Here is a 19,669-nt window from a genome sequence, read left to right on the forward strand (position 1 = left end):
ATTGTTTGGCAAGCCCTTGATTTCAAAAGGCCTGCTCAGTCCACTGAGCGCTACTGAACGCTCCCGAGATCAGAAAAAATCGTCAGACGTTGAAGCGGAAGTGCATCACGTCGCCGTCCTTGACGATGTATTCCTTGCCTTCCAGGCGCCATTTGCCGGCTTCCTTGGCGCCGGCTTCGCCCTTGTACTGGATGAAGTCGTCATAGGCGATGACTTCGGCGCGGATGAAGCCTTTCTCGAAATCGGTGTGGATCACCGCGGCCGCCTGCGGGGCGGTGGCGCCGATGCGCACGGTCCAGGCGCGGACTTCCTTCACCCCGGCGGTGAAGTAGGTCTGCAGATTGAGCAGCTCGTAACCGGCGCGGATCACACGGTTCAGGCCCGGCTCGTCCATGCCCATGGTCTCGAGGAACATCTGCATCTCTTCCAGATCGTCCAGTTCGGCGATCTCGGCTTCAATCTTGTTGCAGACCGGCACGACGATGGCGCCTTCTTCCTCGGCAATGGCGTTGACCACGTCCAGGTGCGGGTTGTTCTCGAAGCCATCTTCGGCGACGTTGGCGATGTACATTACCGGCTTGGTGGTCAGCAGGTGGAAGGTCTTGGTCAGACGCTTTTCCTCGTCACTGAAGTTCTTCAGCAGGCTGCGTGCCGGCTTGCCTTCGGTGAGGTGCGGGATCAGCTTTTCCAGCAGACCTTTCTGCGCAACCGCTTCCTTGTCGCCGCCCTTGGCGGTACGGGCGACGCGCTGCAGCTGCTTCTCGCAGCTGTCGAGGTCGGCCATGATCAGTTCGAGGTCGATGATCTCGATGTCGCGCTTGGGGTCGACGCTGTTGGCGACGTGGATGACATTTTCGTCTTCGAAGCAGCGCACCACGTGGGCGAGGGCGTCAGTCTCGCGGATGTTGGCGAGAAACTTGTTGCCCAGGCCTTCACCCTTCGAGGCGCCTGCCACCAGGCCGGCGATGTCGACGAACTCCATGGTGGTTGGGATCACCCGCTCCGGCTTGACGATCGCCGCCAGCGCGTCGAGACGCGGATCGGGCATCGGCACGATGCCGCTGTTCGGCTCGATGGTGCAGAACGGGAAGTTCTCCGCCGCGATGCCGGATTTGGTCAGGGCGTTGAACAGGGTGGACTTGCCGACGTTGGGCAGACCGACGATGCCGCAGTTGAATCCCATGGTGATCTTGCCTCGGAGTTAGGTTTCAGGCCTTCTGGCTGTGCAGGCGCTGCATGGCGCGAGTCCAGTCGCCGGTCAGGATTTCCGGCACAACATCCAACGCGAAGTCGATGCTGGCGTCGAGCTTTTCGCGCTCGGCTTGCGGCGCACGCCCCAGCACATAACCGCTGACCAGGCTAGCGTGACCCGGATGGCCGATACCCAGGCGCAGGCGATGAAAGCTGTTTTGATTGCCGAGCTTGGCGATGATGTCGCGCAGCCCGTTGTGCCCGCCATGACCGCCGCCCTGCTTGAGCTTGGCGACGCCGGGGGGCATGTCGAGTTCATCATGGGCGACCAGGATGGACTCGGGGGGAATTCGGAAAAAGCCGGCCAATGCCGCCACTGCCTGACCGCTGCGGTTCATGTAGGTAGTGGGGATGAGCAGGCGGATATCTTCGCCCTGATGGCTGAACTTGCCGACCAGGCCGAAATACTTGCGATCATTGCTGAGCGCGACGCCTTCACGGGCAGCCAGGCGCTCAACGAAAAGAGCCCCCGCGTTATGCCGGGTCTGGTCGTATTCAGGGCCTGGATTTCCCAGGCCGACGATCAGTTTTACGGCAGTCACGACGGGGGCCTCTTCTTTGGCTATGCGAGTGGATTACTCGGCAGCGCCTTCTTCTTTCGGAGCGTCTTCCTTGCTCACGCGCGGAGCGTGAACGTTGGCAACCGGCAGGTCGCTGCCGTGGGCCAGGGCGACCAGCTCAACGCCTTTCGGCAGTTTGATGTCGGTCATGTGCAGAACCTGGCCGACTTCGACGTTGATCATGTCGACTTCGATGAATTCCGGCAGGTCTTGCGGCAGGCAGGAAACTTCGACTTCGTTCAGGTTGTGCAGGATCTCGCCGCCTTGCTTCTTCACGCCAACCGAAGATTCCTGGTTGATGAAGTGCAGGGGAACGGTAGCGGTCAGCTTGTGGCCGGCAACGACGCGAACGAAGTCAGCGTGCAGCACGAAGCTCTTGGCCGGGTGACGCTGCAGCGCCTTGATCAGAACGGATTCGTTCTGGCCATCGACGTTCAGGTTCAGAACGTGGCTGAAGGAAGCCTCGTTCTCCAGCAGCTTGGCGAAGTCCTTGGCCAGGATGCTGATGGACTGCGGGGCCTTGTCGCCACCGTAGATGACGGCCGGAACCAGGGCGGCGTTACGACGCAGGCGGCGGCTCGCACCTTTCCCCAGGTCGGAACGCACTTGGGCATTCAGAGTGAAATCGTTCATGGTGATTCTCCAGTAGCAACATTACCTGTCGCGCTTGCGACCAGCGCTCGGGCTGTTGGGCAAAAAGCCCCGCGCGAGGCGGGGCACATTACGTTCAGTGCGATTTGCTTAGCTTTCGCTTAGCGGAACATCGCGCTGATCGATTCGGCATTGCTGATGCGGCGAACTGCTTCAGCCACCACTGGCGCGATGTCCAGTTGGCGAATTCGGGTGCACGACTGTGCGGCTGCCGACAGCGGAATGGTGTTGGTCACCACCAGCTCGTCGAGCACCGAACCTTCGATATTCTCGATGGCGCGGCCGGACAGGATCGGGTGTGTGCAGTAGGCGTAGACCTTGGCAGCGCCATGATCCTTCAGTGCCTTGGCTGCATGGCACAGGGTGCCGGCGGTATCGACCATGTCATCGACGAGGATGCAGGTACGGCCTTCGATATCACCGATGATGTGCATCACTTCGGACTGGTTGGCCTTCGGCCGACGCTTGTCGATGATTGCCAGATCCACACCGAGGGACTTGGCCACGGCACGGGCACGGACCACGCCACCGATGTCCGGGGAAACGATCATCAGGTTCTCGAAGCGCTGAGCCTGGATGTCGTCGACCAGTACTGGCGAGCCGTAGATGTTGTCTACCGGCATATCGAAGAAGCCCTGGATCTGGTCTGCGTGCAGGTCGACGGTCAGAACACGGTTGACGCCCACGACGTCGAGCATGTCGGCCACGACCTTGGCGCTGATCGGCACACGAGCAGAGCGTGGGCGACGATCCTGGCGGGCATAACCGAAGTAGGGGATCACGGCGGTGATTCGCGACGCCGAGGAGCGGCGGAAGGCATCGGCCAGTACCACCAGTTCCATCAGGTTGTCGTTGGTCGGAGCACAGGTCGGTTGGATCAGAAAGACGTCCTTACCACGAACGTTCTCGTTGATCTCGACACTGATTTCGCCGTCGGAGAACTTTCCGACGTAGGCATCACCGAGGGGGATATGCAGCTGACGTACGACACGCCGGGCCAGGTCGGGGTTGGCGTTCCCCGTGAAGACCATCATCTTGGACACGCGCAGTACCTGCCTGAGGGTGGGTCCGATGAATAAAAAGCTGTTCAAAAGGCAAGCTCTTGAACAGCTTCAAGTGTATGGCAGGGGCGGCTGGATTCGAACCAACGCATGCCAGGATCAAAAACCTGGTGCCTTACCGCTTGGCGACGCCCCTGTAGGGTCAACTTCTACGTATCCAGTGCGCTTTCGATCATACGAACCTTGGGAGGTTATGGCAGGGGCGGCTGGATTCGAACCAACGCATGCCAGGATCAAAACCTGGTGCCTTACCGCTTGGCGACGCCCCTGTATCGTACAACCTGTGTGCTACGCACTTACTTCCTGCGCCAGTTTTTCAAGGCATCGGTGCAACATCGAAACGTTACGACCGCGGGCCACGAAACTTGGCAAAGTGTCTGGAAGTTGGCGGCGGACTTTATCAGCCTCGCCTTCGTTTGGGAAGCTCCCAAACACACAAGCTCCAGTGCCAGTCATGCTTGCGGGAACGAATTTGTTCAACAAGCTCAAAGCGTTACGAACTTCTGGATAACGCTTCTCGACGACCGGCTGACAGTCATTATGACCGCCCCCTGCAAGAAGGCTGCGAACTGTAATGGCCGGGGTATTACGTGTCAACTCTGGGTCGGCAAATATTTCCGCTGTACTAACAGAGACTTGCGGCGCGATTACGAGGAACCATGGCTCGGGTAAATCGACCGGTTGCAGGCGCTCGCCAACCCCCTCCGCAAACGCCGCGCGGCCGCGGACGAACACCGGTACATCGGCGCCCAGGCTGAGCCCCAGTTCGGCGAGTCGCTCTTCGCCGAGGTGCAGATTCCACAGGTAGTCGAGACCGAGCAGGGTGGTCGCTGCGTCGGAGCTGCCGCCGCCGATACCGCCACCCATGGGCAGGCGTTTGAGCAGGGTGATGTCTGCGCCGAGCGAGCAGTTGCTGGTGCGCTGCAGCAGGCGCGCCGCACGGACGATCAGGTTGCTGTCGTGATCGACGCCGGGGAGCTCGGTATGCAGACGGATTTCGCCGTCTTCACGCAGGCGGAAGCTGAGTTCGTCACCATGGTCGAGAAACTGGAACAGCGTCTGCAACTCGTGATAGCCATCGGCGCGGCGGCCGGTGATGTGCAGCATCAGATTGAGCTTGGCCGGTGCCGGCAGGGTGAGTGTCTGCATTCAGCGCCCCAGCCGTCTCGGCTGCCAGTCCTTGACCACCAGGGTGATCTGCAGGTCGCGGCCTTGCAGGCGGATGCGTTCGGGCAGGACGAAGCCGTTGTGTTCGGCATAGGCCAGGTATTCGACCTGCCAGCCGTCCTGCTCTAGGCGGGCCAGGCGGCTCTCGCTATCCAGGCTCAGACGGCTGCGGCTGTCCGGTGCCGGCAGTCCGCGCACCCACCAGAGCAGGTGGGACACCGGCAGCTGCCAGCCGAGCTGCGCTTCGACCAGCGCTTCCGGGGACTCCGCTTCGAAGCGACCCTGGCCGGCCACTTCCAGCGATACGGCATCCGGCCTGCCGGTGAGCCGCGTGGCGCCGCGGCCTAGAGGGCCGGACAGGCGAATGTCGAAATAGTCCTGGCGTTGCAGCCAGAACAGCGTGCCGCTGCCGGATTCCTGGGGGGCGCGAATGCCGATCTTGCCGCTGATCTGCCAACCGTCGAGCGTCTCGAGTTGGCTGCGGTGTTCTTTCCAGGCGGCGGCGTTGCCGGGGCCTTCGACCGATTCCTGCGGGCCCATGCCGGCGCAGCCGGCGAGTAGCAGGGCCAGGCAGGGGGCGACGAGTTTTTTCAGCAAGGACATGAGTCAGGGCTTCTCCGATCCGGTCAGCCGCTTGAGCGTTTCGCGCAAGATCTCGCTGTCGGGTTGTAGTTTGAGTGCCTTGGCCCAGACCGCGCGGGCCTCGCTGCGTTCACCCATGGTCCACAGCACTTCACCCAGGTGTGCCGCTACCTCGTGGTCGGGGAAGCGCTGCAGAGCCTTGCGCAGTAGAGCCTCTGCCTCGGTCAGGTTGCCCAGGCGGAAGTTGACCCAGCCGAGGCTGTCGAGGATTGCCGGGTCGTCGGGGTTGAGCTGGTAGGCCTGCTCGATCAGCTGCAAGGCCTCGTCATGGCGATTGGTACGATCGGCCAGGGTGTAGCCGAGTGCGTTGAGGGCCATGGCATTGTCCGGCTCACGCTCGATGATGAAGCGCAGGTCTCGTTCCAGCTGGGCCAGATCGCCGCGCTTTTCCGCGAGCATGGCACGGGTATAGAGCAGGTTGAGGTCGTCGGGGAAGTCTTCGAGTGCCTGCTCGGCCAGTTTCCACGCCTGCTCGAGGCGATTGTGTTCCGAGAGTGCTTCGATCTCGATCAAATACAGCTGAATGGCATAGTCGGGCTGCCGCTGGCGCGCGTCGGCGAGGACTGCAGAGGCTTCCTGGTCGCGCTTGGCGGAGTAGAGCAGCTGGCTCTGCAGCAGCTTCGCCGGCAGGTATTCATTGCCGGGGCCGACCTGGGCCAGCGCATCCAGGGCCTTGGCGTTTCGCCCCATGGCCTGGTAGGCGCGGCCTAGATTGAAATACGCCGCGTCGACATGGCTGCCGCGCTCGATCAATTCTTCCAGGTAGGCGGTGGCCTCACGCCAGGCTTCGGCCTCCATGCAGACCAGCGCCATGGAAAAGCGCAGGTCGTCATCGGCCGGATACTGCTGTACCAGTGTGGCGAATTCGCCCATGGCGTCTTCCAAGCGCTCCTGCTCGACCAGCAGGCGTGCATAGGTCAGGCGCAGGCGTTTGTCTTCAGGATGCTGGCGCAGGCTTTTCTCGAGCAGCGGCAATGCCTCATCGCTGCGCTGCAAGCTGTGCAATAAGCGGGCTTCGAGAAGGATCGAGGGAATCTGACGCTGCTTGGCCGGCTGCTTCTGCAGCAGGCTCAGTGCCTCATCGCTGCGGTCGTCCTGCTGTAGCAGAACGGCTTTGCCGAATGTCAGCTGAGGGTTGTCCGGGTGCTTGAGCAGCAGTTTGTCAAAGCTTTGCAGAAGGCCGGCGCGGGTGTCGGGATCGGTTTCCGATGCCGAAAGCGCGAGGAAATCGAAGTGCGTATCGCCCTGTCCCTGCAGAACCTTTTCCATGAATTCCATGGATTCCTCGTAGCGACCGGCGCGGGCCAGCTGCACGGCAGCGGCGCGCTGGGCATCGAGGCTTTGTGGGGCGTTGCGAGCCCAGATCATCGCCGTGTCCAGCGCAGCCTGTTCCGCGCCGAGGTATTCGGCAATGCGGAAACCGCGCTCGGCGACGCCGGCGTCCTGGGTCGCATGCGCCTGCTGGACGTAGTTGCCCAGGGCGATATCGAAGCGATTGCGCTGGCCGGCCAGCTCTGCGACCAGCAGCGCATAGAGGGACTGGCGGCTGAACGAGCCATACTCTGCCGCGTCGCTGGCGGAGCTCTCCGGCGCAGCGTCCTCGACCGGCGGGCTGCTTTCGGGTGCTTGCTGCGTGAAGGTCTGGCAGCCGCCAATGAACAGCAGGGCGGCAAGTGCGGCGAGTCTTTTCATAGGGGAAATGTACGGCTGTATGCGGTCGCGGCATGATGACACAAGCCGCAGGTCAAGCCCATGGCCCCTATGGGGCGCGCGGGCCGGTTCGGTAGGCGATGGCCCTACCAATCGCATCCGACAATCGAGGGCAATGGTTGTTCTCCATCAGACGAAGTAGGAGAATCGCGGGCTCTGTTATCAATCAGCGATTCTGCATGGCTTTCCTCGCGCTTGGCATCAATCACAAGACCGCTTCGGTGGACGTCCGCGAGCGCGTAGCCTTCACGCCCGACCAGATGGTCGAGGCCTTGCGCCAACTGTGTCGCGTTACGCCGACCCGTGAGGCGGCGATCCTTTCGACTTGTAATCGCAGCGAACTTTATCTGCAACAGGATCAGGTCGAAGCGGATGCAGTCTTGGCCTGGCTGGCCAATTATCATCGCCTCAGCCTCGAAGAACTCAAGGCGTGCGCCTATGTGCATGTCGACGATCAGGCCGTACGCCACATGATGCGGGTCGCCTCGGGGCTCGATTCGCTGGTATTGGGTGAGCCGCAGATTCTTGGCCAGATGAAATCGGCCTACGCGGTGGCGCGGGAAGCCGGAAGCGTCGGTCCGCTGCTTGGCCGCCTGTTCCAGGCGACATTCAGCACCGCAAAGACCGTGCGTACCGACACCGCCATCGGAGAGAACCCGGTTTCCGTCGCGTTCGCCGCGGTCAGCCTGGCCCGACAGATCTTCAGTAATCTGCAGCGCAGTCAGGCGCTGCTGATCGGCGCAGGGGAAACCATCACGCTGGTGGCGCGACATCTGCACGAGCAGGGCGTGAAGAAGATCGTCGTTGCCAATCGCACCCTCGAACGCGCCAGCGCACTGGCGGCGGAGTTGGGTGCGCAGGCAATCCTGCTCGCCGACATCCCCGACGAGCTGCACAACAGCGACATCGTCATCAGTTCCACCGCCAGCCAGTTGCCGATCCTCGGCAAGGGCGCGGTCGAGCAGGCACTGAAGCGGCGCAAGCACAAGCCGATGTTCATGGTCGATATCGCCGTGCCGCGGGATATCGAGTCGCAGGTCGGTGAGCTGGACGACGTTTACCTGTATACCGTCGATGACCTGCACGAGGTGGTCGCGGAGAATCTCAAGAGTCGCCAGGGCGCCGCCCAGGCCGCCGAGGAGCTGGTCGCCGCCGGCACCGAAGACTTCATGCAGCGTCTGCGTGAGCTGGCGGCGGTCGACGTGCTCAAGGCCTATCGGCAGCATGCCGAGCGGATTCGCGACGACGAACTGAGCAAGGCCCAGCGCCTGCTGGCCAATGGCGCCAGTGCCGAGGATGTTCTCGCCCAGCTGGCCCGCGGGCTGACCAACAAGCTGCTGCATGCACCGAGCGTGCAGCTGAAGAAACTCTCCGCCGAGGGCCGCGTCGAGGCGCTGAGCATGGCCCAGGAACTCTTCGCCCTGCACGAGGGCACGGAAAAACCATGAAAGCTTCACTGCTCAACAAGCTGGACATCCTGCAAGACCGATTCGAAGAACTCACCGCACTGCTCGGCGATGGCGAAGTCATCAGCGATCAAACTCGCTTTCGCGCCTATTCCCGCGAATACGCGGAGGTCGAGCCGGTAATCGTTGCCTATCGCCAGCTGTGCAAGGTTCAGCAGGACCTCGAGGGCGCCCAGGCGCTGCTCAAGGACAGCGATCCGGACCTGCGCGAGATGGCCGAAGAAGAGGTCGCTGAGGCCAAGACCCAGCTCGAAACGCTGGAAGCCAATCTGCAGCGCATGTTGCTGCCCAAAGACCCCAACGACGGGCGCAACGTGTTCCTGGAAATCCGCGCCGGCACTGGCGGCGACGAGGCGGCGATCTTCGCCGGTGATCTGTTTCGCATGTATTCGCGCTATGCCGAGAAGCAGGGCTGGCGCGTCGAGATCCTCTCCGAAAGCGAGGGCGAGCACGGCGGTTACAAGGAAGTGATCTCCCGCGTCGAGGGCGACAACGTCTACGCCAAGCTCAAGTTCGAGTCGGGCGCGCACCGCGTGCAGCGCGTGCCGGAAACCGAGTCGCAGGGCCGCATCCACACCTCGGCCTGCACCGTTGCGGTGTTGCCTGAGCCGGACGAGCAAGCCGCGGTAGAAATCAATCCGGCCGAGTTGCGCATCGACACCTACCGTTCCTCCGGTGCTGGTGGTCAGCACGTCAACAAGACCGATTCGGCGATCCGCATCACCCACCTGCCGACCGGCATCGTCGTCGAGTGTCAGGAAGAGCGTTCTCAGCACAAGAACCGCGCCAAGGCCATGGCCTGGCTCGCCGCCAAGCTGCAGGATCGGCAGGACGCTGCGGCGCACAAGGAAATTTCCGAAACGCGCAAGCTGCTGGTCGGTTCCGGTGATCGCTCCGAGCGTATTCGTACCTACAACTTCCCCCAGGGCCGCGTCACCGACCATCGGGTCAACCTGACGCTGTATTCGCTCAATGAGGTGATCGCCGGCTCCGTGGAGCAGGTCATCGAACCCTTGCTGCAGGAATATCAGGCCGATCAGCTGGCCGCGCTGGGCGACTGATCCCTATCTGGCTTTACGCTGCGCCGCATTCACGAGCACCCCATGCCAACCATCGAGTCCCTGCTGCAAAGTGCCGATCTGCCGGATTCACCGAGCGCCAGGCTGGATGCCGAGTGGTTGCTCGCCGCGGCGCTGGGCAAGTCGAGCAGCTACCTGCGCACCTGGCCTGAGCGCGAGGTGCCGGTAGAGTGTGTCGAGCGCTTTGCTGCTGATCTCGCGCGGCGGCGGCAGGGGGAGCCGGTCGCCTATATCCTCGGGCGTCAGGGCTTCTGGAGCCTGGAGCTCGAAGTGGCGGCGGATACGCTGATTCCGCGGCCGGACACCGAGTTGCTTGTCGAAACTGCGCTGCAGCTGCTCCCCGCAACCTCTGCTCGGGTGCTCGATCTGGGCACCGGCACTGGCGCAATCGCGCTGGCACTGGCAGTCGAGCGGCCGAGTTGGCAGGTTTGCGGTGTGGATCGTATCGAGGCGGCTGTAGCGTTGGCCGAGCGCAATCGGCTGCGTCTTGGTCTGGGCAATGCCGCTTTTACCGTCAGTGACTGGTTCGCCGCGCTGGGCGCTGAGCGTTTCGAGATGATCGTCAGCAATCCTCCTTACATCCCGACCAGCGACCCGCATCTGCAGCAAGGTGATGTGCGGTTCGAGCCGCAGAGTGCGCTGGTGGCTGGCGCGGACGGACTGGACGACATTCGCTTGATCATCAGCCAGGCTTCGACACACCTGCAGCCCGGTGGTTGGCTGCTGCTGGAGCATGGCTACGATCAGGCCGAAGCGGTTCGCGCGCTGCTGGTTCTCCATGGTTTCGAAGATGTGCAAAGCCGGCTCGATCTGGGTGGGCATGAGCGCATCAGTCTTGGCCGCCTGCAATGAATCTGTTTTGTGAGGTGCTGGATGCTGAGTGACGAAGAACTGCTGCGCTACAGCCGGCAGATCCTGCTCAAGCAGGTCGATATCGATGGGCAGTTGCGCCTCAAGCAGAGCCGGGTGCTCATCATCGGCCTTGGTGGGCTCGGCTCGCCGGTAGCGCTGTATCTGGCCGCCGCCGGGGTTGGCGAACTGCATCTGGCTGACTTCGATACGCTTGACCTGACCAACCTGCAGCGGCAGATCGCCCACGACACCCCGTCGCTGGGCCTGCACAAGGTCGATTCGGCCATGGCCCGGCTGCGAGCGCTCAACCCGCATGTGCGTCTGATTCCTCACCGCAGCGGACTGGATGCCGACTCGCTGGATGCGGCGATCGCCCGAGTCGATCTGGTACTCGATTGCACGGACAACTTCGGCATTCGCGAGGCGGTCAATGCTGCCTGCGTGAAGGCCAGGAAGCCGCTGGTAAGCGGCGCGGCGATCCGCCTGGAGGGACAGCTGTCGGTATTCGATCCGCGCATCGAAACCAGCCCGTGCTATCACTGCCTGTACGGACACGGCAGCGAAGCCGAACTTACCTGTAGCGAGGCCGGCGTGATCGGCCCATTGGTGGGAATGGTTGGCAGTCTGCAGGCGCTGGAGGCGCTCAAATTGCTTGCCGGTTTCGGCGAGCCGCTGGTTGGCCGGCTGCTCTTGATCGATGCGCTAAGCAGCCGATTCCGCGAACTGCGCGTCAAGCGGGACCCACATTGCGCGGTGTGTGGTCGTGGCTGACTGTAACGCACCCGTCGGCGTATTCGATTCTGGCGTGGGTGGGCTCTCCGTGCTGCGTGAGATCCGCCAGCGCCTTCCGCATGAATCGCTGCTCTACCTAGCTGATAGTGCGCATGTGCCATATGGCGAAAAGAGTCCCGAGTACATCCGGGAACGCTGCCGCGTCATCACGGCCTTTCTTGTCGAGCAGGGCGCGAAGGCGCTGGTGGTGGCGTGCAATACCGCAACCGCCGCGGGGGTTGCCGAGCTGCGCCAGTGTTATCCGCTGATGCCGATCATCGCCATGGAACCGGCTGTCAAACCAGCCGCCCAGGCCACGCGCAGCGGTGTGGTCGGCGTGCTTGCCACAACCGGGACGCTGAAGAGCGCGCGGTTCGCCGCATTGCTCGACCGCTTCGCCGCCGATGTGCGTGTCATCACCCAACCCTGTCCCGGCCTGGTCGAGCGCATCGAGGCAGGCGATCTGGACAGCGCCGAAACCCGCGCCATGCTGCTCGGCTGGGTCGAGCCGCTACTGGCGCAGGGATGCGACACGCTGATCCTGGGCTGCACGCATTACCCATTCGTTCGCCCGTTATTGACGCAATTGCTGCCAGCTGACGTCCGTCTTATTGATACCGGAGCTGCTGTCGCGCGGCACTTGAAAGAGATGCTGGCGGAGCGCCATCTGCTAGCCGGCGGAGCAGCCACGCAGCGTTTCTATAGCAGCGGCGATCCGCAGCGAATGGCCCGGGTGCTGCCTATACTTTGGGGGGAAAACGCCGGGGTCGAGTTCTTTCCCGGCTAGGAACTCCCAGCGCAGCGGGGTTTCTCAACTGATGCTGGCAATAAACAACCAAACAAACGCAGTGTTTTTTATAAGGATGTTCCCATGAAAAAACTGTTTTCCCTGGCTGCAGTGGCGGCGCTTTCGGTGGGGCAGATGGCGGCTGCCCACGCGGTGGATTTCACCGTTGCAGTTGGTCAGACCGACGAGTCGACCATGACCTATCGGCTGGGTGCGCAATTCGACTTCAACAAGAGCTGGTTCCAGACGAGCGTGGGTCGGCTGACTGGTTACTGGGATGCCGGTTACACCTACTGGGAAGGCGACGAGTCGTCGAGCAATCACAGCATTTCGCTGGCTCCGGTATTCGTCTATGAGTTCGCGGGTGAGTCGGTCAAGCCGTATGTCGAGGCAGGCATCGGCGTCGCGGCGTTCGAGAATACCGAAGTTGAAGGTAACCACCTGGGGTCGTCATTCCAGTTCGAGGACCGGATTGGTGCTGGCCTGCGTTTCGCCGGCGGCCATGAAGTCGGAGTGCGTGCGATCCACTACTCCAATGCCGGCATCAAGAAGCCGAACGATGGGGTCGAAAGCTACGCCCTGCATTATCGGATGGCGTTCTAAGCGAGACCGCTTCAGTGCTGCAGGGCTCTTCGCGAGTCCTGTGGTTCCCTCCAGATGTCAGCCGTAAGCCGTGGCGCTGCCCTTGCGCTCTTCGTGGCAATCTTCCGAGCCGAGTTCGAACTCTCTGCAGATCAAGGGGCGATTGTCATAGATCGTGCAGCGCATGCTGTCCCGATCCAGTGCGGCGCACCAGCCATCCTCCAGGCGCAGCATGACTTCGCCGCCCCAGCTGTCGGTATCGATAAAGCGTTGAGGGACGCCGGTATCGCTGAGCAGCAACACTTCGAGTCGACAGCAGCACGCCGCGCAGGTAGCGCAGCTTACCGAGGTGTCTTCAAGTTGCTGGTGGGGGATAGTCGAGTCGTTCATTGCGCCAGTCTAGTCGATACGTCCAGCCGGGCGCGCGCCAGATGGCGAGTGGCGGCACCAGCGCTGGCCGGTGCCGCATCTATTCACGGTTCTTCGTTCAGCTGCTTGTTGCGCCAGCCTTCACCGCCCGGGAGCAGCAGGTTGAGCAGCAGGGCGATGATGGCGCACAGCGAAATGCCGGAGAGGGTGAACTCACCGTAGCCGATGGCCATGCCGCCGATGCCGAACACCAGCGTCACCGAGACGATGATCAGATTGCGTGCCTCGGAGAGATCGACCTGATGGCGAATCAGCGTGCTCAGGCCGACCACGGCGATGGAGCCGAACAGCAGGCAGAGGATGCCGCCCATCACCGGTACCGGGATGCTGAGAAGGCCAGCGCCGAATTTGCCGATGAACGCCAGAGCGATGGCGAACACCGCAGCCCAGGTCATGATCTTCGGGTTGTAGTTCTTGGTCAGCATCACCGCGCCGGTCACCTCGGCGTAGGTCGTGTTAGGCGGGCCGCCGAACAGTCCTGCCGCGGAAGTGGCTACCCCGTCGCCCAGCAGTGTGCGGTGCAGGCCGGGTTTCTTGACGTAGTTGTTACCGGTCACGCTGCCGATGGCCACCACGCCGCCGATATGCTCGATGGCTGGTGCCAGGGCGACCGGGACCATGAACAGGATGGCGCCGATGTTGAATTCGGGGGCGACGAAATTAGGCATGGCCAGCCAGGGCGCTGCGGCGATTCCGCTGGTATCGACTACGCCGAAGGCGAAGGACAGCCCGTAGCCGACTGCCACGCCAGCGAGGATCGGCACCAGGCGGAACAGCCCCTTGCCCAGCACGGCTACCAGCAAGGTAGTGACCAGAGCCGGCATCGAAATGAGCATCGCCGTCTGGTATGGAATCAGCTGTGCGCTGCCGTCACCAGCCTTGCCCATGGCCATGTTCACGGCCACAGGCGACAGCGCCAGGCCGATGGAAATGATCACTGGCGCGATCACCACCGGCGGCAGCAGGCGATCGATGAAGCCCGGCCCCTTCAGCCGAACAGCGAAGCCGAGCAGCATGTAGACAAGACCCGCGGCGACCACGCCGCCCATGACTGCCGGCAGGCCAAACTCGCCCTTCGCGGCGATGATCGGCGCGATGAAGGCAAAGCTTGATGCCAGGAAGACCGGCACCTGGCGCCGTGTAATCACCTGAAACAGCAGTGTTCCAAGGCCGGCGGTGAATAGGGCCACATTGGGGTCCATGCCGGTAATCAGCGGCATCAGCACCAACGCGCCGAAGGCGACGAATAGCATCTGTGCGCCGGCCAGTACCTGCCGGCCAAGCGGCTCGTCGGTATGCGACATGCTCAGATGTCCTTCTGCTTGGTGCCGAAGATCTTGTCGCCGGCATCGCCCAGGCCAGGGACGATGTAGCCGTGCTCGTCGAGGCGCTCATCGACGGACGCGGTGAATATCAGCACGTCAGGATGCGCTTTTTCCACGGCGGCGATGCCTTCCGGCGCTGCGACCAGTACCAGCGCACGAATCTCCTTGCAGCCGGCCTTTTTCAACATATCGATCGTGGCGACCATCGAGCCGCCGGTAGCCAGCATCGGGTCGATGATGATTGCCAGGCGCTGTTCGATTTCCGGAACCAGCTTCTCCAGGTAGGTCTGCGCCTGCAGCGTTTCCTCGTTACGGGCGATGCCGACCGCGCTGACCTTGGCGCCTGGAATCAGGCTGAGCACGCCGTCGAGCATGCCGATGCCAGCACGCAGGATGGGCACGACGGTGATCTTCTTGCCGGAGATTTTCTCGACCTGCACCGGGCCGCACCAGCCGTCGATGCTGTAGTGTTCCAGCGGCAGATCAGAAGTTGCCTCATAAGTGAGGATCGAGCCCACTTCCTGAGCCAGTTCGCGGAAGTTCTTGGTACTGATATCGGCGCGGCGCATGAGGCCGAGCTTGTGGCGGATCAGCGGGTGGCGGATCTCTCGAATGGGCATTGTGGGCTCCGGCGGGCAAATAAACCGGGTTAGATTAAAGCATCGCCGAGTCAGCGGCTATTCGCGCGTCATCCAGCCGCCAGGCTTGCTGCGCACGGCGCGGGTGGGTATCTTCCACGCCCTTTCGCGGACGGCTGAAAATCGGCTGTTCGGTCAGGTTTTTCGCTGTTCAGGTACGGCGATTCAACCGCTTGAGCTGCCGGAGCCATCTGGCGCTCTAACACTCATCATTCTGAGGGGAATCGCATCATGTCCGTCGATCTCGCGCATATCCGCCAAGTCATGGCCGAGGCAGACTGCCTGTACACCGAAGAGCAAGTAGAAGCCGCGATCACCAGCGTCGCGGAAACCATCAACGCAAAGCTGGCGGATCGCAATCCGGTGGTTTTCTGCGTCATGAACGGCGGCCTGATTTTTTCCGGCAAGCTGGTGCCGAAGCTGAACTTCCCATTGGAACTGTCGTACCTGCATGCGACCCGTTACCGCAACGAAACCAGCGGTGGCGAGCTGTTCTGGAAAGCCAAGCCGGAGATTTCATTCATCGATCGCGACGTGCTGATCATCGACGACATCCTGGACGAGGGACACACGTTGGGCGCGATCATCGATTTCTGCCGCCACGCCGGGGCGTCCGCAGTGCATACCGCAGTGCTTATCGACAAGGATCACCAGCGCAAGGCGCGCCCCGATCTGAAGGCTGATTACGTTGGCCTGAGCTGCATCGATCGCTACATTTTCGGCTACGGCATGGATTACAAGGGCTACTGGCGTAACGCACCGGGCATCTACGCGGTGAAAGGGCTGTAAACGGGAGTGCCTAGCATGGCTCGCTCGTCGGGCCATGCACCCCCTTCAAAATGCGCCCGCTTCGCTGTGACGCAACGTCGCAGTTTGTGGGGCTGGTCCGGCTCCCAAGGGGCTTTGATCGACTGATCCTTGCTCCAGGTTGCGGTTGTAACCGCCCGCGCCCGTCTCGCCTGTTTCCTTTCGTCTCATCGTTCCTTTGCGGTAACGCTCTCTGCGCGCCACCTCTTAGGCGCGAGGCGAATCCGTGGATGCGATTGGCGTCGTTGTTGCGCAACGCCGGACGCCGCATTCGGCTGATTTCGCAAGCCTTATCGCTCGCGTGAATTGCACTTTAGGATAACTGGCCGACAAATCTTCAAGTCCGGGGTGCCGAAGGCTCTGCGACGGGCTTTGCGGCCTTGGCAATCACGGCTAAGCTCTGGAAGTCCTTAATGCGCATGGCCTAGGCGAATCACGCTGAAAGCCACTGCTGGAAAGGCTATTAACACTAAAGGATTACAAGCTAAATCAAACCTTAGTGCGCTTAACCCTCCCTCGACGTCTGGGTAGGGTTGACGCACTTCGAACCAACCAGGAGCGCCTCATGACAAAAACAACAAGGCAAGGAATCTTCCAGCCGAAGTCTCTAGCTCTCGCCGTCGCGCTGAGCATCGCTGCCCCGGCATACGCTGTGAACTTCAATATCGGCGAGATCGAAGGGCAATTCGACTCGTCCATGTCCATCGGTGCCAGCTGGTCGACTACCGATCGGGATATGGATCTGGTGGGGATCAATAACGGTGGGACTGGCTTTACTCAGACGGGGGATGACGGGCGTCTGAACTTCAAGAAAGGTGAGACCTTTTCGAAAATCTTTAAAGGCGTGCATGATCTCGAGCTCCGCTATCGCGATAGCGGTGCCTTTATTCGTGGCAAGTATTGGTACGACTTCGAGCTGAAGGACGAGAGCCGCCTGTTCAAGGACATCAGCGACAGCAATCGTAAGGAGGCCGCTCAGTCCTCTGGCGCACAAATCCTGGATGCTTTCGTTTATCACAACTATGCGCTTGGCGATCTGCCTGGCACCGTTCGCGTCGGTCGGCAGGTTGTTAGCTGGGGTGAGAGTACGTTCATTGGCAACAGCATCAATTCTATCAATCCGCTAGATGCTGCTGCATTCCGCAGGCCGGGCGCCGAAATCAAGGAAGGTCTGATCCCGGTCAATATGTTTTATGTCTCGCAGAGTCTGACCGACCGCCTGAGCATGGAGGCGTTCTACCAGATCGAGTGGGACCAGACCATTGCCGATAATTGCGGCACTTTCTTCGCTGTAGATGTGGTTCAGGATGGTTGTGATACCAATTACCACGTGGGCAATCCGGCGATCGCTCCACTTCAACCCGTCGCCGCTGCGTTCGGGCAGGGGTTCGAAGTTACTCCTGAAGGGGTGATCTTGCCGCGAGCTGGCGACCGTGATGCACGTGATTCGGGCCAGTACGGGCTTGCGTTGCGCTGGCTTGGCGATGCCACCGAGTACGGTGCGTATTTTATGAATTACCACAGTCGGACGCCAAACGTCAGTACGCAGACCGCTGGATTGGCAACTGCCGCTCAACTGGGGAATATCATCGGTACCGCCGAATCGATTGCGCCGGGCTCCGGTGCTGGGCTGGCATCGAGCGTCATGCTTGGCAATGGTAGCTACTACCTTGAGTACCCAGAAGATATCCAGCTCTATGGGCTTAGCTTCTCTACGACTCTACCTACAGGTACCGCGTGGTCGGGCGAAATTAGCTATCGTCCCAATGCGCCTGTACAGCTCAACACTCAAGATGTCACAAGAGCGCTGCTAAACCCCATTGCTCCCGGCACTTCGCCCATCGAGAGCTCCTTTGGAGCAGAGAACCGCGGCTACAACCGTAAAGAGATCACCCAGATTCAGACCACCTTTACGCACTTCTTTGACCAGGTGCTGGGTGCCGGCCGTGTCACCGTCGTCGGTGAAATCGGATACGCCCACGTCGGCGGTCTGGAAAGTACCAGTGAACTTCGCTACGGGCGCGACGCTATATACGGGTCGGTGGACGATCCTACCGCTTTGGCCCGATACGGCCGCCACGGCTTCGTAACCGCCAACTCTTGGGGCTACCGCCTGCGTACTATTGCGGACTACAACAACGTCTTCGCTGGTATCAACCTCAAGCCGAACCTGTCGTTCTCCCACGACGTCGATGGCTATGGCCCGAATGGCTTGTTCAACGAAGGCTCCAAGGCCGTCAGCATTGGTCTGGACGCCGAGTACCAGAACACCTACACCGCCAGCCTGTCCTACACCGACTTCTTCGGCGGCGATTACAACACACTGGTTGATCGCGACTTCCTCGCGTTCAGCGTCGGCGTGAACTTCTAAGGAGATCAGCCTTGCGTCCGACCGGCGAGGAAGCGTCGGTCGGGCGATAGCGGTAGGCATGGCCTCCGGCCGTATAACAAGATCAAGAGGAACTGGAATCGTATGAAAACAACAAGAAAGCTATTCAGTGTCTTGGCCTTCTCTCTGCTTGCGAGCAGCGTGATGGCTGCCGTTTCCCCTGAGGAAGCGGCCAAGCTTGGTACCTCGCTGACACCGCTGGGTGCGGAAAAGGCTGGTAACGCCGACGGCAGCATCCCCGAGTGGACTGGCGGTCTCAAGACCGACGCGGCTCCGCTGAAGAATGGGCATCTGACCAATCCCTTCAAGGACGAGCAGCCCAAGTTCGTCATCACTGCGCAGAACGCCGAGCAATACAAGGACAAGCTGACTGCCGGGCAGCTGGCGATGTTCAAGCGCTATCCGGAAACCTACAAGATTCGCGTATTCCCCACTCACCGGTCGGTTGCCGTGCCGGATGAGATCTACCAGGCTGCCAAGAAGAGCGCCGTGAATACCGAACTCGTCGAAGGCGGGAACGGTATCGCCAACTTCACCGACAGCCGCTACTACGCATTCCCGATCCCGAAAAACGGGCTGGAAGTGGTGTGGAACCACATCACCCGTTATCGCGGCGGAAACGTGCGACGCAATATCGTCCAGGCTACTCCGCAAACCAACGGTAGCTACACCATGGTCCATTTCGAGGATGAGGTGGCGTTCCCGCTGGGCATGACCGATCTGGACCCTGAGCGCGCCAAGAACGCGCTGCTGTTCTTCAAGCAGCGTGTGACCGCCCCGTCCCGCCTGGCGGGTAACGTGCTGCTGGTGCACGACTCGCTGGATCAGGTGAAGGATCCACGTCAGGCCTGGATCTACAACGCTGGTCAGCGTCGTGTTCGCCGCGCACCGCAGGTCGCCTATGACGGTCCGGGTACCGCTTCGGACGGCATGCGCACCACCGATAACTTCGACATGTTCAGCGGCGCGCCGGATCGCTATGACTGGAAGCTGGTTGGCAAGAAGGAGCTGTTCATCCCCTATAACAGCTATGAAATCGCATCCAGCGATCTGAAGTACAAGGACGTCATCAAGGCCGGCCACGTCAATCAGGATCTGGCACGTTACGAGCTTCACCGCGTCTGGGAGATCGAAGCCACGCTCAAGAGCGGTGAGCGCAACATCTACGCCAAGCGTCGCTTCTTCGTCGATGAGGACAGCTGGACCATTGTCCAGTCGGAGCTGTATGACGGTCGTGGCCAGCTCTGGCGTGTCGGTGAGGCTCACTCGCTGCAGTACTACCAGCACAAGGTGCCGGCTTATGCCTTCGAGGCGCTCTACGACATCATTTCCGGCCGCTATATTGCGATCGGTATGAGCAATGAAGAGAAACCTCATGAGTACGGCTACCGCGCATCCGCCCGTGACTTCACGCCGGCGGCGTTGCGCAACGCCGGGGTGCGCTGATTTAGCAACATTTAGCGGGTGAATAAGGCGGCCATATTGGCCGCCTTTTTTTTTAC

Annotated in this window: 19 protein-coding genes and 2 tRNA genes; 9 read left to right on the top strand and 12 right to left on the bottom strand. The window is 61.2% G+C overall.

The features are described from left to right. Positions 1 to 82 precede the first annotated feature (82 nt). The 9 genes from ychF to PSEST_RS05405 form a co-directional block, all read right to left on the bottom strand. Positions 83 to 1,183: a redox-regulated ATPase YchF gene (gene ychF, locus PSEST_RS05365; protein ID WP_015275992.1), complete on the bottom strand. Its 1,101-nt coding sequence runs from the start codon at positions 1,181 to 1,183 to the stop codon at positions 83 to 85. A 25-nt stretch (positions 1,184 to 1,208) separates the two neighbouring features. Next, positions 1,209 to 1,793 (bottom strand): aminoacyl-tRNA hydrolase, encoded by a 585-nt coding sequence (pth, locus tag PSEST_RS05370; RefSeq protein ID WP_015275993.1) that lies wholly within the window; start codon positions 1,791 to 1,793, stop codon positions 1,209 to 1,211. Between the two features lie 33 nt (positions 1,794 to 1,826). Then, on the bottom strand, positions 1,827 to 2,444 hold the full coding sequence (locus PSEST_RS05375; protein ID WP_015275994.1) for a 50S ribosomal protein L25/general stress protein Ctc: 618 nt from the start codon (positions 2,442 to 2,444) through the stop codon (positions 1,827 to 1,829). A 119-nt stretch (positions 2,445 to 2,563) separates the two neighbouring features. Continuing rightward, a complete protein-coding gene (locus PSEST_RS05380; RefSeq protein ID WP_003294564.1) occupies positions 2,564 to 3,505 on the bottom strand; it encodes a ribose-phosphate pyrophosphokinase in 942 nt (313 codons plus the stop codon). Positions 3,506 to 3,583: 78 nt separating this feature from the next. Further along, positions 3,584 to 3,659: transfer RNA gene (locus PSEST_RS05385), tRNA-Lys, on the bottom strand. Positions 3,660 to 3,717: 58 nt separating this feature from the next. After that, positions 3,718 to 3,792, bottom strand: a tRNA-Gln gene (locus tag PSEST_RS05390). 19 nt (positions 3,793 to 3,811) lie between these two features. Beyond that, on the bottom strand, positions 3,812 to 4,672 hold the full coding sequence (gene ispE, locus PSEST_RS05395; RefSeq protein WP_015275995.1) for a 4-(cytidine 5'-diphospho)-2-C-methyl-D-erythritol kinase: 861 nt from the start codon (positions 4,670 to 4,672) through the stop codon (positions 3,812 to 3,814). Continuing rightward, a complete protein-coding gene (gene lolB, locus PSEST_RS05400) occupies positions 4,673 to 5,293 on the bottom strand; it encodes a lipoprotein insertase outer membrane protein LolB (RefSeq protein WP_015275996.1) in 621 nt (206 codons plus the stop codon). Between the two features lie 3 nt (positions 5,294 to 5,296). After that, positions 5,297 to 7,024, bottom strand: coding sequence for a tetratricopeptide repeat protein (locus tag PSEST_RS05405; protein ID WP_015275997.1), 1,728 nt, complete (start codon positions 7,022 to 7,024; stop codon positions 5,297 to 5,299). Between the two features lie 197 nt (positions 7,025 to 7,221). Here PSEST_RS05405 and hemA point away from each other — a divergent pair, with 197 nt between their 5' ends. The 6 genes from hemA to PSEST_RS05435 all read left to right on the top strand — a co-directional run bounded on the left by hemA (position 7,222) and on the right by PSEST_RS05435 (position 12,600). After that, a complete protein-coding gene (gene hemA, locus PSEST_RS05410; RefSeq protein WP_015275998.1) occupies positions 7,222 to 8,490 on the top strand; it encodes a glutamyl-tRNA reductase in 1,269 nt (422 codons plus the stop codon). Further along, positions 8,487 to 9,569, top strand: coding sequence for a peptide chain release factor 1 (gene prfA, locus PSEST_RS05415; RefSeq protein ID WP_015275999.1), 1,083 nt, complete (start codon positions 8,487 to 8,489; stop codon positions 9,567 to 9,569). The genes hemA and prfA overlap by 4 nt, the downstream gene beginning before the upstream one ends. Before the next feature lie 42 nt (positions 9,570 to 9,611). Then, a complete protein-coding gene (prmC, locus tag PSEST_RS05420; protein ID WP_015276000.1) occupies positions 9,612 to 10,439 on the top strand; it encodes a peptide chain release factor N(5)-glutamine methyltransferase in 828 nt (275 codons plus the stop codon). Between the two features lie 21 nt (positions 10,440 to 10,460). Beyond that, positions 10,461 to 11,210 (top strand): molybdopterin-synthase adenylyltransferase MoeB, encoded by a 750-nt coding sequence (locus PSEST_RS05425; RefSeq protein ID WP_015276001.1) that lies wholly within the window; start codon positions 10,461 to 10,463, stop codon positions 11,208 to 11,210. Then, a complete protein-coding gene (gene murI / locus PSEST_RS05430) occupies positions 11,203 to 11,997 on the top strand; it encodes a glutamate racemase (protein ID WP_015276002.1) in 795 nt (264 codons plus the stop codon). Before PSEST_RS05425 ends, murI begins: the two co-directional genes overlap by 8 nt. Before the next feature lie 84 nt (positions 11,998 to 12,081). Further along, positions 12,082 to 12,600 carry an acyloxyacyl hydrolase gene (locus tag PSEST_RS05435; protein ID WP_015276003.1) on the top strand — a complete coding sequence of 173 codons (519 nt, stop codon included), beginning with the start codon at positions 12,082 to 12,084 and terminating at the stop codon, positions 12,598 to 12,600. A gap of 57 nt (positions 12,601 to 12,657) precedes the next feature. Here the strand turns inward: PSEST_RS05435 and PSEST_RS05440 are convergent, their stop codons facing one another. From PSEST_RS05440 to upp, 3 genes are all read right to left on the bottom strand, one after another. After that, positions 12,658 to 12,969, bottom strand: coding sequence for a YkgJ family cysteine cluster protein (locus tag PSEST_RS05440; protein WP_015276004.1), 312 nt, complete (start codon positions 12,967 to 12,969; stop codon positions 12,658 to 12,660). Between the two features lie 83 nt (positions 12,970 to 13,052). Then, the gene (locus PSEST_RS05445) at positions 13,053 to 14,312 is read right to left on the bottom strand and encodes a uracil-xanthine permease family protein (protein ID WP_015276005.1); all 1,260 of its coding nucleotides are present in this window, start codon (positions 14,310 to 14,312) and stop codon (positions 13,053 to 13,055) included. A 2-nt stretch (positions 14,313 to 14,314) separates the two neighbouring features. After that, positions 14,315 to 14,953: a uracil phosphoribosyltransferase gene (upp, locus tag PSEST_RS05450; RefSeq protein ID WP_015276006.1), complete on the bottom strand. Its 639-nt coding sequence runs from the start codon at positions 14,951 to 14,953 to the stop codon at positions 14,315 to 14,317. 249 nt (positions 14,954 to 15,202) lie between these two features. Here upp and PSEST_RS05455 point away from each other — a divergent pair, with 249 nt between their 5' ends. The 3 genes from PSEST_RS05455 (at position 15,203) to PSEST_RS05465 (ending at position 19,613) form a co-directional block, all read left to right on the top strand. Next, positions 15,203 to 15,760 carry a hypoxanthine-guanine phosphoribosyltransferase gene (locus PSEST_RS05455; RefSeq protein ID WP_015276007.1) on the top strand — a complete coding sequence of 186 codons (558 nt, stop codon included), beginning with the start codon at positions 15,203 to 15,205 and terminating at the stop codon, positions 15,758 to 15,760. Between the two features lie 583 nt (positions 15,761 to 16,343). Continuing rightward, positions 16,344 to 18,149, top strand: coding sequence for a DUF1302 domain-containing protein (locus PSEST_RS05460; protein ID WP_015276008.1), 1,806 nt, complete (start codon positions 16,344 to 16,346; stop codon positions 18,147 to 18,149). Between the two features lie 102 nt (positions 18,150 to 18,251). Further along, positions 18,252 to 19,613 carry a DUF1329 domain-containing protein gene (locus PSEST_RS05465; RefSeq protein WP_015276009.1) on the top strand — a complete coding sequence of 454 codons (1,362 nt, stop codon included), beginning with the start codon at positions 18,252 to 18,254 and terminating at the stop codon, positions 19,611 to 19,613. Positions 19,614 to 19,669: the final 56 nt, after the last annotated feature.

Source organism: Stutzerimonas stutzeri RCH2 (assembly GCF_000327065.1).
GTDB classification, from domain to species: Bacteria; Pseudomonadota; Gammaproteobacteria; order Pseudomonadales; family Pseudomonadaceae; genus Stutzerimonas; species Stutzerimonas stutzeri_AE.